The 14,243-nt window shown below is 66.0% G+C and carries 10 protein-coding genes; 6 read left to right on the top strand and 4 right to left on the bottom strand.

The features are described from left to right. Positions 1 to 3 precede the first annotated feature (3 nt). The 4 genes from trxB to J7I89_RS11170 form a co-directional block, all read right to left on the bottom strand. Positions 4 to 960, bottom strand: a complete 957-nt coding sequence (gene trxB, locus J7I89_RS11185; RefSeq protein ID WP_214970049.1) for a thioredoxin-disulfide reductase — start codon at positions 958 to 960, stop codon at positions 4 to 6. A gap of 357 nt (positions 961 to 1,317) precedes the next feature. Then, a complete protein-coding gene (locus J7I89_RS11180) occupies positions 1,318 to 2,976 on the bottom strand; it encodes an ABC transporter substrate-binding protein (protein ID WP_214970046.1) in 1,659 nt (552 codons plus the stop codon). Between the two features lie 170 nt (positions 2,977 to 3,146). Further along, complete coding sequence (gene murJ / locus J7I89_RS11175; protein WP_214970044.1) at positions 3,147 to 5,312, bottom strand: murein biosynthesis integral membrane protein MurJ; 2,166 nt, start codon at positions 5,310 to 5,312, stop codon at positions 3,147 to 3,149. Positions 5,313 to 5,383: 71 nt separating this feature from the next. Next, the gene (locus tag J7I89_RS11170; RefSeq protein WP_251045179.1) at positions 5,384 to 5,932 is read right to left on the bottom strand and encodes an NUDIX hydrolase; all 549 of its coding nucleotides are present in this window, start codon (positions 5,930 to 5,932) and stop codon (positions 5,384 to 5,386) included. Positions 5,933 to 6,080: 148 nt separating this feature from the next. Here J7I89_RS11170 and J7I89_RS11165 point away from each other — a divergent pair, with 148 nt between their 5' ends. The 6 genes from J7I89_RS11165 to J7I89_RS11140 all read left to right on the top strand — a co-directional run bounded on the left by J7I89_RS11165 (position 6,081) and on the right by J7I89_RS11140 (position 14,195). After that, a complete protein-coding gene (locus J7I89_RS11165) occupies positions 6,081 to 7,616 on the top strand; it encodes a CCA tRNA nucleotidyltransferase (protein ID WP_214970042.1) in 1,536 nt (511 codons plus the stop codon). Further along, the gene (locus J7I89_RS11160) at positions 7,617 to 8,198 is read left to right on the top strand and encodes a histidine phosphatase family protein (RefSeq protein WP_214970040.1); all 582 of its coding nucleotides are present in this window, start codon (positions 7,617 to 7,619) and stop codon (positions 8,196 to 8,198) included. 621 nt (positions 8,199 to 8,819) lie between these two features. After that, a complete protein-coding gene (locus J7I89_RS11155) occupies positions 8,820 to 9,041 on the top strand; it encodes a hypothetical protein (protein WP_214970038.1) in 222 nt (73 codons plus the stop codon). Positions 9,042 to 9,186: 145 nt separating this feature from the next. Beyond that, positions 9,187 to 10,656, top strand: a complete 1,470-nt coding sequence (locus tag J7I89_RS11150; RefSeq protein WP_214970036.1) for a glycosyltransferase family 87 protein — start codon at positions 9,187 to 9,189, stop codon at positions 10,654 to 10,656. After that, positions 10,649 to 12,097, top strand: coding sequence for an NAD(P)/FAD-dependent oxidoreductase (locus tag J7I89_RS11145; RefSeq protein WP_214970034.1), 1,449 nt, complete (start codon positions 10,649 to 10,651; stop codon positions 12,095 to 12,097). Before J7I89_RS11150 ends, J7I89_RS11145 begins: the two co-directional genes overlap by 8 nt. Before the next feature lie 100 nt (positions 12,098 to 12,197). After that, on the top strand, positions 12,198 to 14,195 hold the full coding sequence (locus tag J7I89_RS11140; protein ID WP_214970030.1) for a penicillin-binding transpeptidase domain-containing protein: 1,998 nt from the start codon (positions 12,198 to 12,200) through the stop codon (positions 14,193 to 14,195). Positions 14,196 to 14,243 lie beyond the last annotated feature (48 nt).

Here is a 14,243-nt window from a genome sequence, read left to right as displayed (position 1 = left end):
CGGTCAGGCGTGAAGGTCAGCGAGGTAGTGTTCGACGTCGATCGCGGCGACACAACCTGAGCCTGAAGCCGTGATGGCCTGGCGGTAGGTCGGGTCCACGACGTCGCCGGCGGCGAAGACACCCTTGACGCTGGTCCGGGAGCTGCGGCCCTCCACCGCAATGGTTCCGGCGTCGGCCATCTCGAGGGTGTCCTTGACCAGCTCGGTGCGGGGATCGTTTCCGATGGCCACGAAGACGCCGGTGACGGCAAGTTCGGATTCGGAGCCGTCGATCAGGTTCTTCAGTTTCACGCCGGTGACCTTGTCTCCGCCCAGCACGTCCTCAACGGCCGTGTTCCAGACGAAGTTGATCTTCTCGTGAGCCTGGGCGCGGTCGCCCATGATCTTGGAAGCCTTCAACGTGTCGCGCCGGTGAACGACGGTGACTGACTTGGCGAACTTGGTGAGGAACAGCGCCTCCTCCATTGCGGAGTCGCCACCGCCGATGACGGCGATGTCCTGGTCCTTGAAAAAGAAACCGTCGCAGGTTGCACACCAGCTTACGCCGTGGCCCGAAAGGCGCTTCTCGTTCGCGAGGCCAAGCTCGCGATACGCCGATCCGGTGGACAGGATGATGGCGCGTGCGCGGAAGGTCTCCCCCGTGGCGATGGTGACCGTCTTGATGTCGCCGTCGAGCTCCAGGGCCGTGACGTCCTCAAACTGGATTTCCGTCCCGAAACGGGCAGCCTGCTTTTCGAAGTTCTCCATCAGGTCCGGTCCCATGATGCCGTCAGGGAATCCGGGATAGTTCTCGACGTCCGTGGTGTTCATCAGCTCGCCACCGGCTGTGACCGAACCGGCCAGAAGCAGCGGCTTCAGATTGGCGCGTGCCGTGTACACGGCGGCGGTGTAGCCTGCCGGACCCGAGCCGACGATGATGACATCACGAACTTCTGACGCGCTGTTTTCTGCGTTGCTCACTGAACGGTGAACCTCTTCCTTAGTCGATGCGCCCGCTTTCCAGCCGGCCACATGGCACAACTGCTTGACGGTGCCGAATATTCCAGACGTGGTGGAGACCCGGTGAAGGCGCATAGGGCCCGCACGCACACACCATCACAAGACGTTCCCCAAGGTTACCGTCTTGGGGAGTGTCAAGGCCTTCCTGTTACCCCGGACCGCGGAAGCCGAGTGCCCGCCGCACAGGGCTGCCGGGCGGCCAGAGTCTGGCGTTGATCCCGGGGCTCCTGCGCCCCGGAACGCCGTGCCTACTGAACAGTGCCTACCGAACCGTGCCTACCGAACCGTGCCTGCCGAACCGTGCCTGCCGAACCCTGCCTACTGAACCTTGATTTCAGCAAGCCGCAGGCCGTATCCGTAGCGGGTCTTGGGTGCCGCGAGCCTGGGCAGCGTCTTGATGGACACGATCACGTACTGCGCATCGACGGGTTCAGCCAGCGGCATGGTGAGATCCGGCGAGGTGAAGCTGTTGGAGCCTACCTGCTTGGCGCCGTCCAGGGACGGACGGTCATTCGTGAACACGCTGATGCTTCCGCCGGACGCGCCCAGCTGGTTCAACGTGATGGAGGAGACCTTGGCGGGACTCTTCAGCTTGACCACGAGGGGAACACCGTCAGGAGCCAGGCCGCCCCAGTCCTCCGTGGCGAACTCCATGTCTGACCAGTAGCTCGCCGCGTTGCCGTCGAACGTCTTGGTGAGATCGGCGTCGTAGGTCGAAGCAAAATCGAAGCTGCCCTGGCGGGTGATGCCCTCAATGGCCGGCGGTCCTGCTGCCGGAGCAGTGCTCTGGGTCGGTGACCCGGATTGCGTCGCGGACGACGGCGGCACTGTTGACCCAGCCGTTGCGTCCGGTTGCGGCGTGGTCTTGAAGAGGCTGCCCAGGTTGGTGACGGCAAAAATGAGTCCAACGATCAGAACCGCTGCCAGCAGGCCTCCGACGAGCCAGCGCATGGATCGGGGTTCGCGCTGCGGTTCGTCGTCGTCATCGTCGTAGTCATAGCCGCCTGCGGCGGGAACAGTGCTGGTCCTGGCCACAGCGGGGAAATTGCCCGCCCGCCTGTCAGTTTCGTTCGGTCCGTCGTCGTCGGCGTACTGGTCCTCGGGCGCGTAGTCGTAGTCGTCCTCGGACCACAGCGACACCTTGGGTGCGTCCTGGCCTGCTCCCGTACCGGCGCTTTCGCGTGAGCCGGATGCCTGGTCCGCGGAGCGATTGGTCTCGCGCTGCAGAAGTGCCTGTTCCACGTTCTCACGCTGAACAGGCTGGGGAGCGGTGGTCTCGGGGGCATCCGACTGCTGCCGGCCCTGCCCGGCGGAGGCCGCGCCGGCCGCCGCACCGGCTACGCCTGCAGCCCCTGCGGCTCCGGCAGAAGGACTGGCGGACGGACGGGCCGGCGGAAGAGGAGGCACCACGGGGGCTTTGCGCACGGGTGAAGTGGGAGCCTGCGCTCCCGCTCCGTGCTCTGCGGTGCCCGCCGGGGCACGTCCGGCCGCAGGGCTGGGGGCAGCCGCCCTGTACTGATCAGCCTGTCTGTGCTGGTTGTCTCCGTAGTTGATGTAGCCGGCGTCGACTACTTCGTCGTCGTCGTACGTTTCCGGTTCATGCGAGCGGGCCTGGCCGAAGATCTCGCTGCCGAGCGTGTCCGTGAAGAACGGCTCGACGTAGGGCGGGTTGGAAGCGACCACTAAATCCAGCAGGTCGGGAGCGGAAGTGTGATTGGTGATGAGATAGGTGGTGGCGTCGCTCACGCCAAGGTCCAGGATCTGGACGCTCCCCGGACGCTCGCCGGTGGCCACTTCACGGGCGCTCTGGGCTACCTGATCCGCATTGTGCGGTCCGGCCACCAGAATGCTGACCGGGCGGTTCAGGACCTGGTCGACACCGTCCAGCACCAGATCCTGGTCATGTGAGGTCAGTACTGTGGCCGTGACCTTGTAGCGGCCGCCAAGTACTGATCCGACATCGATCGGGTGGGACACGTGTTCCTCCTAGGCTGTCCGGGAATTGCGCGGGCCTGGCGATTTCTCGCCGTGGGGGACCTCCAGCAAGCCGGCTGACCCCTGACCTGCAACTACCCTTGTTCTTTTTCGATCCTAGCCGATGCAGTGCAACGGCTGAGGGAGACAGGGCTGGCCAAATCCCCCTGCGGTTACTTTTTCTTCTTCCGCCCGCGCTTGAAATATGGGTTCTGGCCGGCTGTTCCCTGGAATGTCCGGCGTCCGGGGAGCGGGATCTGTTCGCGCAGGGCGTTTCCGCGGGCCGTGCTGGGTACGTCCTCTTCCGGCAAGTAGGAGGCGGCCTTGTCCGCGGTCCCGCCATGGTTCGCCGACGCCGACGCCGGCCTCGGCTCCGGAGCCGGCTCCGGCTGGGGCGCCGGCCCGGCACGGAAGGAAGCCGAATCGAATTCGCCGGAAATTCTGGGAATCAGACCGGTGTCCACGGAGACCGTGGCGCGCTCCGGCGTCGGACGCCGTGCAGCGGACGCCGTGGCGCCGCCTCCGGAAGCCGCACCAGCAGGCGCCGCACCCGCTGCCGCCGGGGCGCCAGCGCCGCGGCCGAGGCGTCCCAGCAGCGGCCGCAAAAGGTCCCGCAGCTCGGTGACTCGGAACAGCTTCAGCAGGAGCAGATAAGCGGCCAGCATGATGGGGCCGACGACGACGATGGTCACCAGCGCGGCCGGGCGGCTGCTCCACGCGAAGCCCACGGGACTGTAGCTGCCCAGCAGCCACAGGGCGCCCACGCCGGCCACGGCAGAACCGAGGGCGGCGTAGCCCATGCGGATGTAGGAGTTGGCGATCCTCGGTCCGTCCAGATGCCCCAGGAGCCGGCGCAGGAAGAACGCGCTCACGATCACGGACAGGATGTTGCCTGCGGTGTAAAGGATGGCGATGGCGAAGATGATCTGGTTGTACGGCAGGAACTGGATGAAGAAGGCCGCCACAACATTGACCAGGGCGAGGACCAGCTGGATGTAGAACGGTGTCCGCGCATCCTCATTGGCATAGAAGACACGGGACATCATGAAGTTGGCGCTCATGAACGGCGTGCTGAGCGCCAGGATGGTGAGGGTCTGGGCCAGCAGGACGCCGTCCGTGGAACGGCCGCCGGAGAAGAACATGCCCAGCGGACCCGCCAGCGCGAAAAGCGCCAGGGCACCGAAAACAGTCGCCACCGCCATGGTCCGCAGCCCCTGGGACAGGGCATCGCGCAGTTCGTCGCGGTTCCCCTCCTGGGAGGCCCGGGTCATCCGGTTGAACAGCACCGTGGCCAGGGAGAGCGCGATGATCGAGTGCGGCAGCAGGTACAGCTGGCTGGCCACCTCGAGCACCGCGTTGCCGGGCAGCATGGCGGCGGCGCCGAGGTCGCCCGCCTTCTCCAGGCGAAGCCGCTCCGTGCCCGGAATGGTGGCGATGCGCATGACATAGAGGAACGCCAACTGCCCGACGGCGGCAGTCAGGAGCGTCCAGACGCTCAGCTTTGCGGCGTGGCCGAGTCCCACCCCGCGCCAGCCGAACCGCGGGCGGAGTCCCAGCTTCAGCCGGAACACGGGGATCAGCAGGATGGCCGTCTGGGCGACCACTCCGATCGTGGAGAAGCCCGCGATAAAGAACGTCTGGGAGTCGCCCCAGTTGTCCAGCGAATGCGGATTTGCCACGTTGGCGCCGAAAATCCAGATGAACATGCCAAGGCCCGCGATGGCCACGATGTTGTTCAAGATGGGCGCCCACATGGCAGGCCCAAAGGCGCCGTTGGCATTGAGGACCTGGGTCAGCAGAGCGTACAGGCCGTAGAAGAAAATCTGCGGCAGGCACCAGAAGGCGAAGGCAACGGCCAGCGACTTCTGCTGCGGCGAGTAACCCTGGGTGGTCAGTTCAATGACCGAGGGGGCCAGCAGGGTGACCAGCAGGGTCAGGGCCAACAGGACGAGAACGGCCAGCGTGAGCAGCCTGCTGATGTAGTCCGCTCCCCCGTCGGGAGCCCTGCTGGCTTTGATGATCTGCGGGACCAGCACAGCGTTGAACACGCCGCCGGCAACGAGCAGGAAGATCAGGTTTGGCAGGTTGTTGGCGTTGATGAACGTGTCATTGACCGTGGAGCCCAGGCCGAGCGCGGCGCCGAGCATCCAGGTCTTGCCGAAGCCCAGGATCCGGGAGACCAGGGTGCCGGCGGCCATGACGGCGCTGGAGCGGGCCTCGCCGGGCTGTGCCCCGCCGGGCTGGGCGGCACCGGAAACAGCCTCGCCGGAGGGCACCACACCGGGAGGCGTTTCGCCTGGCTGCGCGGGCTGCTCGGAAGGTGGGTTGGCTGCTGACATCGTCTTCATCGTCTCACCCGCGCGCACATAATGCCGCAACCCGCGGGGTCGCCGTACGGGGTTCTGACCCTTCAGAGGTGTTCGGGCAGGACTTCGCGGGCCAGGTCCGCGATGCGGCGTTCGTTGGGAAAGGAGAGTTTGCGGGCAAGCTCGTGAATGGGAACCCAGGCAACATCCACCGCTTCCTTGTCAGGATCGTTTTCGATGGTGAGCTCGCCGCCCGTCGCCTGCAGAAGGTAATGGTGGACGGTCTTGTGCACCCGGTGCCCGCTGACGGTGAACCAGTAGTCGATGCTGCCCAGCGGGGCCAGGATCTTGCCGTCGATGCCGGTCTCCTCGGCGATCTCGCGGACAGCGGCTTCCTCGTTGTTTTCCCGGCCCTCCGGATGCCCCTTCGGCAGGCACCATTCCAGACGTCCGCCCCTATTAAGGCGGGCGATGATCGCGACCCTCAATTCGCCGTCGGACGTGTCCACCACGACGCCGCCGGCGGAGATTTCCTCAACGGTGGGAAGGGAGGCCGGCGCCGAGTGCGGGGCGGGCGCGACGTGGGCACCGATTGCCGATGGCAACGGTGGGTTCGTCCTCCTGCCGGGAGCGCTCGGTACGGGATGGGCCATGAAGTCCACTCTAACGACTCTTGCCCCTTGGTGATGACCGGAACATGACTTCCAAGTGGACTGCATATGACGGACTTTCCCGCCGCCATCCCGCAATGACCGCCATTTGGTGTGGTTGGGGATGGTTTTCTGACAAGCTTAAGTAACTATGGCGCACGCACATCAAAAGACTGATCTCCACACCGTCGACTTCCAGGTGGACCCGGTGGTCCTGGAGCTCGGGCAGCGGTTCGTGGATGCCGGTCATGAGCTGTCGCTCGTCGGAGGACCGGTCCGCGACCTCTTCCTGGGCCGCACGTCCCCGGACCTTGATTTCACCACTGACGCCACGCCGGACCAGACTGTCGCGCTGGTTAAGAAGTGGGCGGACAATTTCTGGGAGATTGGGCGCGCCTTCGGAACGATCGGCATGCGCAAGGCCGGCTTCCAGATCGAGATCACCACGTACCGCGCCGAGGCCTACGATCCGGAGTCCCGCAAACCCGTGGTGGCCTTCGGGTCCTCGCTCACCGACGACCTGCTGCGCCGCGACTTTACGATCAACGCCATGGCGCTGCGGCTGCCGTCGATGGAGCTGATCGATCCCTTCGGCGGCGTCCGCGACCTCCACGCCTCGGTGCTGGCCACCCCCGGCGCCCCCGAGGCGTCCTTTTCTGACGATCCCCTGCGCATGATGCGCGCCGCCCGGTTTGCGTCCCAGCTGGGCGTGGCCGTTCATGACGACGTCAGGGTTGCCATGACCCAGATGGCCGACCGCATCAGCATCATCTCCTCCGAGCGTGTGCGCGATGAACTCGTCAAGCTCATCTGCGGCATGCACCCGCGCGTGGGTGTGGACCTGCTGGTGGACACCGGACTGGCCGAGTTCGTGCTGCCCGAAGTGTCCGCGCTCCGCCTCGAATCCGACGAACACCACCGCCACAAGGATGTGTACCAGCACTCCCTCCAGGTACTGGAGCAGGCGGCATCCCTTGAGACGGACGAAGACGGTCTGGTGCCCGGCCCGGATTTCATCCTGCGGTTCGCCGCACTGATGCACGACGTCGGCAAGCCGGCTACGCGCCGCTTCGAACCGGGCGGCGCGGTGAGCTTCCGGCACCACGACATGGTGGGGGCCAAACTCACCGCGAAGCGGATGAAGACCCTCCGCTTCGACAACGACACCATCAAGGCCGTCGCCCGCCTCGTGGAACTCCACATGCGCTTCTACGGCTACGGCGAGGCGGGCTGGACCGACTCCGCCGTGCGCCGCTACATCACCGACGCCGGACCCCTGCTGGGACGCCTGCACCGGCTGACCCGGTCGGACGTCACCACCCGCAACCAGCGCAAGGCCGAGCGGCTGTCCTTCGCCTACGACGATCTCGAGTCACGGATCGAGGCCCTCCGCGAGCAGGAGTCCCTGGAGGCTGTGCGGCCGGACCTGAACGGTGCCCAGATCATGGCCCTGCTGAGGCTCAAGCCCGGACCTGTGGTGGGAAGGGCGTACAAATACCTGCTGGAGGAGCGGATGGAGCACGGCCCGCTGGACGCGGCCGTCGCAGAGTCCCGGCTGCTGGCCTGGTGGGCCGAGCAGCCCGAATCAGCCCCCGAAGCACCGGAGTCCGCCGCTCCGAGCGCTGCGGCGCCGGACCCAGCCAAGTCTCCCGCCGCCGTCGAACCTTCCCCAACCGAGGAGTCCTAAGTGAACGCCGCCAACATCGCCCGTACCCAGCTCTGGATACTGCGGCACGGTGAAACCGAATGGTCCAAGAGCGGCCAGTACACGGGGCTGACTGACCTTCCCCTGACGGTGGAGGGCGAACAGCAGGCGGTTGAGGCGCGCAAGATCCTGGACAGCGTGGACTTCGACCTGGTGCTGACCTCACCGCTGCGCCGCGCACGCCGTACCGCGGAACTCGCCGGCTTCCCCGATGCCGTCCACGAACCGCTGGCTGTCGAATGGGACTACGGCGACTACGAAGGCATCAGCTCGGACCTGATCCGGAAGGACAACCCGGACTACCTGATCTGGACGCACGGCGTTCCGAACGGCGAGAAGCTGACTGACGTGGCCGCCCGGGCGGACAAAATCGTGGCCCGGGTCCTGGAATCAGGCCTGGACAATGTCCTGATTGTGGCCCATGGCCACTTCTCGAGGATCCTCACGGCACGGTGGCTCGAACTCGCTCCGGAAGAGGGCCGGCACTTCATTCTTGGCACGGCGAAAGTGTGCACGCTCGGCTGGGATAAACGGACTCCTGCCATTGTCCGCTGGGGCCTCTAGGAATAGTTTCCGGGTGATTCTCGAATTTGTTTGAGAATTAAGTAGTCAAGATCGCCATTCCTGGTGTAATTTTATTTCTGATCCCAGTGCGGCTTGCCAGGGTCACGGCGCGCGTTGTCCGGCCAGTCAGCTGGTGCAACGGCAGAGCAGAAAAGGAGGTTGGGAAAATGATTACTTTGACTAGCGGATGGAAGTTGACCATCACCGCGATCCCGGCCTTCGTTGCTGACCCGCGCCCTCTTCACGGATTTGCCGGCTCCTGATCCTCGCGCTCCTGGTGCCTGCCCCAGTGGGGCGTTAGCAGGAAACTGATCCCCCTTCTTTAGGGGATTTTCTGGCCACGGCGGTCTGATGTAGCGGAACCACGCGGTTGCGCAGCACCCCATAATTCGGAACCCTGCTTCTTGTTGGGATCTGCGGCGCTACCGCTTCGGGGCCATTTACCGCTTTTTGCGGATTTCTCTTTCTTTGTACCGGGCATTTCTATGCCTCCTTTCGGCCATTCTTTGAAGAATTCAAATGGCCCTAATTGTCATGCCCGAATTGCCGGCCCTGTCCATCTCCAAACCTCTCCCTATCCATCCCGAAACAAAGTTCCACCCCGAAGACCAAGGACCCGTCATGACACCCAGTAGCAGTACCGCCGTCGTCTCCGGCGCCGCCAGCAGCACCACTAGCCCGCAACGAAAGGAGGTGAACGCCATGCTCCGCAAACTCCAGGAAGTACTTTCCGGCCGGAACTCAGGAATGAACCAGCAGCAGCAGTTCAACAGCCGGCTGCTCGACCGGAAACGGGAGGACGTCTACGTGCTGATGCACCAGCAAATGAGCAGCATGCGCTGACACCGCGTCCGCCAAATTTCCTGTCCAACAAGGAGGAACTGATGGATTGCTGTGTCTAGCACGCTCAGCAGGGAGCCCGCGCGGCTACGCGCGGGCTCTCGCCGCGTCCGCCGTGCCCAACACGTCCACCGGTAAGCTCAAACACATGCAGGAGACACAGACGCCGCCCCATCGAAAGCGGGCGCGCCTCGTCGTGCCGAGCCGCAGCGACCGGTTCCTCAGGAACTTCACCGAACTGATCGGCGGGCCCATGGGCCACCGTGCGGCTCCTGGGATCGTCTCCCCCGGTTTCTTCACGGTGGAACGCGTGCTCATCATCCTCACTGTCCTGGCCGCCCTGGTGGGGATCGCCATCAAGGATTACTGCCGGGCCAACGGCTGGGAGACGCCCTCCCACTTCTACTCCACGTGCTATTCCGATTTTCCGGAACTGTTCCGCAACCGCGGGATCGGCGATGGAGCCTTCCCGTTCGTCACTCCGGGCACTCTGTTTGAGTACCCCGTGCTCATGGGGCTCATCGCCGGAATCACGGCCCTGCTGGTCCCGGGCCAAGGCGTGACCGATGCCCGGATCCTCGGCTACTTCGACGTCAACGCAACCCTCATCACCGCTGTCTGGATCGTCACTGTTCTGGCCACGGCGCGGATGACCCGGAAGCGCCCCTGGGACGCGGCCATGGTGGCCCTCGCGCCAGGAATCGTCCTCGCCGGCGTGATCAACTGGGACATGTGGGCCGTGGCCCTGCTGGCGCTTGGCATGTACTTCTTTTCAAGGGAGCGGCTGGTCCTCGCCGGGATCCTGATCGGCCTGGGCACGGCCACGAAGCTCTACCCCGTCCTCGTCTTCGGCGCGATCCTTCTGCTGGCCCTGCGCACCGGGAAAATCCGCGCCTTCGTGGTCACGGCGGCGGCTGCCACCCTTGCCTGGCTGGCCGTCAACCTGCCCGTTGCCGTACGGGACCCCGCCGGCTGGAAGTATTTCTTCGAGTTCACCCAGGACCGCCCGGCCGGGTTCAGCTCGCCCTGGTTCGCGTACAACCTGGTGGCTGAGCGCGTCCGGTGGACTCCCCTGACACCCGAGGCCATCAACACGCTGGCCCTGAACGTATTCGTCGTGGCCTGTGTCCTCATTGCGGTCCTGGCCCTGACGGCCCCCCGGCGGCCACGATTGGCGCAGCTAGCCTTCCTGATCGTCGCGGCCTTCATCCTGACCAACAAGGTGTACTCCCCGCAGTTCGTCCTCTGGCTGGTTCCCCTGCTGGCGCTGGCGCGGCCGAAGTGGCGCGACTTCCTCATCTGGCAGGGAATCGAGGGGCTGCACTGGGCCGCGGTCTGGATGTATCTTGGCCAAGTGACCAGCGGTGGCGTTTCACAGCACAACATCGACATGCCCTACTACGTCCTGGCCGTTGCTGCACATATGCTCGCTACTGCATATTTGATGGTGCGCGTTGTCTGGGACATCTGGGACCCTCGGTACGATCCGATCCGCCGGCACTCCATGGACGATCCGCACGGCGGGCCGTTCAACAATGCCCCTGACCGGATCCGGGTGGATCTGTTGCGCCCGTCGGCGTCCGTGGTGCCCTGGCGGGTGGGCTCCCGCGATGGCTGACGTCGCGGTCGTCGGTTCCGGCCCCAACGGGCTCGCCGCTGCCGTCCTCATGGCCAGGGCGGGGCTGAAGGTGCACGTCTACGAGGCCGCCCCGGACATTGGCGGCGGAACCCGGACCTCCGAGGTCATGGAGGAGGGCCACTGGCATGACGTCTGCTCCGCGGTGCATCCCATGGCGCTTGCGTCGCCGTTTTTCCGGGCCTTCGAACTGCCGCGCCGGGTCGAACTGAGGATTCCCGCCGTCCAGTTCGGCTCGCCGCTGGACCGCGGCCGGTCGGCCCTCGCGTACCAGTCCCTGGACCGGACAGCTGACGAACTGGGGCGTGACGGCCGCGCCTACCGCAGGCTCATGGCTCCGCTCGTGCGGCACATCGACGGCATCGTGGAAACCACGTCTGATCAGCTGCTGCGGATTCCGAACCGGCCGGCGGCCGCCGCGATCATGGGCCTCCGAACGGCGGAGCAGGGGTCGCCGCTGTGGAACCTCCGTTTTAGGCAAGACCGGGCACCGGCCCTGCTCACCGGCGTGGCGGCCCATGCCGTGTCCCGGCTGCCTTCTCCCGCCTCGGCCGGTGCGGGCCTCCTGCTCAATGCGCTGGCCCATGCCCAGGGCTGGCCCATACCCGTGGGCGGGTCGTCGGCGATTGCCGCTGCCATGGTCGCGGACATCGAGGCCCACGGGGGCGTGATCCAAACGGATTTCTTGGTGTCATCGCTCTCGGAGCTGGAACCCGCCAGGGCCGTGCTTCTGGACGTGGCACCGCCAGCCCTGGCCCGCATCGCCGGAGCCCGGCTGTCGGCGGGGTACCTCCGCACGTTGGGGGCCTTCCGCTTCGGCAACGGCGCGTGCAAGGTGGACTTCATCCTGTCCGGCCCGGTGCCGTGGTCCGGGACCGGGCTGGAAGACGCCGGCACCGTCCATGTCGGCGGCACGCGCGCGGAGATGGCCAGGGCCGAAGCAGACGTGGCCGAGGGGAAGCACCCCGAGCGGCCGTACGTCCTGGTGTCGCAGCCGTCCGTGGTTGATTCCACCAGGGCGCCCCGCGGCCGGCATATCCTGTGGAGCTACTGCCATGTTCCCGCCGGCTCCACCGTGGATATGGGCCAGGCGGTCATGGACCAGCTGGAACGCTTCGCGCCCGGATTCCGGGACGTCGTGGTCCGGTACAAGGTGACCACGGCGGCGGAGCTGGCCGCCTACAACCAGAACTACATCGGCGGTGATTTCAGCGCCGGCCTGCTGGACATCCGCGGGCTGCTGCAGCGGCCGGTGGTGTCCCCGGTTCCTTGGCGCACGCCGGCCCGCGGAGTCTATTTGTGTTCCTCGTCCACACCGCCCGGACCCGGGGTGACAGGCATGCCCGGCTTCCACGCGGCGAAACATGCACTAAGGGACATATTCGGGCTGGACACGCCTGCCTTGGGTCTGACGGGGGCTTAAGTGTCCGTTCGCGCTCGGGGCGCGGGGGCTTAAGTGTCCGTTCGCGCTCCGGGACGGGTCATGACCGGCGGGGGTCCCGGGAAAGGGGCATAATAGCGCGGTGGGGAACTCTAAAAAACTTTCACTTGCCCTTATCGGTCTAATTTTCGGCGCCTCCCTGGTGGCATGCGACGACGGCCGCGGCGGAGCCGAAGCCGCGGCGAAGCAGCTTGCCGCGGCCGTGGCCGGGCTGGACCTCCGTCCCGTGGCGTTCGACGGCCGCGATTCCAGTGTCGCGAACGACCAGCTGAAGCTGGTTTTCAAGGCCCTCGAACCCGAGAAGCCGTCCGTAGAGGCAGGAGAGCTGCAGCTCGACGGCGACACGGCCCGGGTCCCGCTCAACTACAGCTGGAAGATCGCCTCCGGCGAGTGGAAGTACACCGTTTCCGCGGACCTGCGGAAATCGGGAGACAAATGGCTGACCGTGTGGTCGCCCGGGATGCTGGTGCCCGATCTCGCCGAAGGGGAGATCCTCAGCAAGTCCACGCAGTCGCCGCAACGCGCCGACATTCTGGGCGCGCAGGACACCCAGCTGGTCACCTACCGTCCCGTGGTCAACGTTGGCATCGACAAGCCGCAGCTTGGCACTGCTGACGCTGCCGAGTCCGCCACCAAGCTTGCCAAGCTGGTGGGCATTGATCCGGCCGCCTACGTTCAGCAGGTGGAGGCGTCCGGGGCAGAGGCCTTCGTTCCGGCCATCACCCTCCGCGACACCAGCAGCCGCACCGTCACTGATACGCAGATCGAGGCGATTCCGGGCGGCCGGGCCATCCAGGACAAATTGCCCCTCGCTCCGACGCGGAGCTTCGCCCGCGCCGTGCTCGGCACCGTTGGCGAGGCCAGCGCGGAGCAGATCGAAAAGTCCGACGGCGCCCTGGCCGCCGGCGATGTCACCGGAACCGGCGGACTGCAGCAGCAGTACGACGCCCAGCTCAGGGGCAAGGACGGCATTGTGGTCCGGGTGCAGCGCGCGGATCTCACCAAAGAAGAAATCCAGGCCGCACCGACTGATCCGCGACGAACGGTATTCCAGATCGAGGCCACCCCCGGCACGCCCTTGAAGACCACCCTCGACCTCAAGCTGCAGCAGCTCGCCGAGGACACCCTCGCCGCCATCAAGCCTGCCTCCGCGATCGTGGCGCTCCGGCCGTCCACCGGAGCCGTGCTGGCCGCGGCATCGGGCCCCGGAAGCAACGGCTACAACACCGCCATGCTGGGCCAGTACGCACCGGGTTCCACGTTCAAGGTGGTGGATTCGCTGGCCATGCTGCGCAACGGGCTCACCCCCGATTCGAAGGTGAATTGCACGCCCACCCTCACCGTGGACGGACGGAAGTTCAAGAACGCTGAAGGCTATCCCGCCGATTCGCTCGGCTCCGTCACCCTCCGTGACGCGTTTGCGCACTCCTGCAATACCGCCTTCATCTCGGTGCGGGACAAGGTGTCGCAGGCACAGCTGGAGTCGGCAGCGACGTCACTCGGTGTTGCCGTCGAGGCACCGAAGCTGGGCGCCGACGCCTTCCTTGGCTCCGTCCCGGGCGAGGCCGAAGGCACCGACCATGCCGCGGCTATGATCGGGCAGGGCAGGGTCCTGATGTCCCCGCTGGCCGCAGCCATCATGGCCGGCTCCGTCGCGAAGGGTTCGCCGGTTTCGCCGGTGCTGGTCCAGGAGGCCGCCCCGGGCGCGTCACCCTCGGCAAGCGGAGCGGCAGGCACGCAGCCCGCGGAGGGTGCGTCGCCGTCGTCGACCGTCACCGCCGAGGCCCCGGCGAAAGCCGCTGAAACACCGATCACCAAGGCGGAAGCCGCCTCCCTCGCCGACATGATGCGGGCCGTGGTGACGTCCGGCCACGCCGGCTTCCTGGCCGAGCTGCCCGGCGAGCCCGTGGGGGCCAAGACCGGCACCGCGGAGTATGGCAAGGCCAATCCGCCCAAGACCCACGCCTGGATCATCGCTGTGCACGGCGATCTGGCCGTGGCCGTCTTCGTGGAGGACGGCGGCCTCGGCGCCACAACGTCCGGGCCGCTCCTGAAGAAGTTCCTGGCCGCCGCAGGCTGACCCCCGCCGCTCCGGCGCCAGCCAAAAAAAGGCCGGGGGCCCCTCACC

It is taken from the genome of Arthrobacter sp. ISL-5, from assembly GCF_018613835.1.
GTDB lineage: Bacteria > Actinomycetota > Actinomycetes > Actinomycetales > Micrococcaceae > Arthrobacter.
The sequence above is the reverse complement of the archived record's forward strand: the minus strand, read 5'-3'. Positions and strand labels throughout refer to the sequence as shown.

What these genes read in the sequence shown, in the direction of transcription:
- murJ (WP_214970044.1), bottom strand. Translation starts at nt 5,312, where the DNA reads ATGTCAGCAGCCAACCCACCTTCCGAGCAGCCCGCGCAGCCAGGCGAA.
- J7I89_RS11170 (WP_251045179.1), bottom strand. Translation starts at nt 5,932, where the DNA reads ATGGCCCATCCCGTACCGAGCGCTCCCGGCAGGAGGACGAACCCACCG.
- J7I89_RS11165 (WP_214970042.1), top strand. Translation starts at nt 6,081, where the DNA reads ATGGCGCACGCACATCAAAAGACTGATCTCCACACCGTCGACTTCCAG.
- J7I89_RS11155 (WP_214970038.1), top strand. Translation starts at nt 8,820, where the DNA reads ATGACACCCAGTAGCAGTACCGCCGTCGTCTCCGGCGCCGCCAGCAGC.
- J7I89_RS11150 (WP_214970036.1), top strand. Translation starts at nt 9,187, where the DNA reads ATGCAGGAGACACAGACGCCGCCCCATCGAAAGCGGGCGCGCCTCGTC.
- J7I89_RS11145 (WP_214970034.1), top strand. Translation starts at nt 10,649, where the DNA reads ATGGCTGACGTCGCGGTCGTCGGTTCCGGCCCCAACGGGCTCGCCGCT.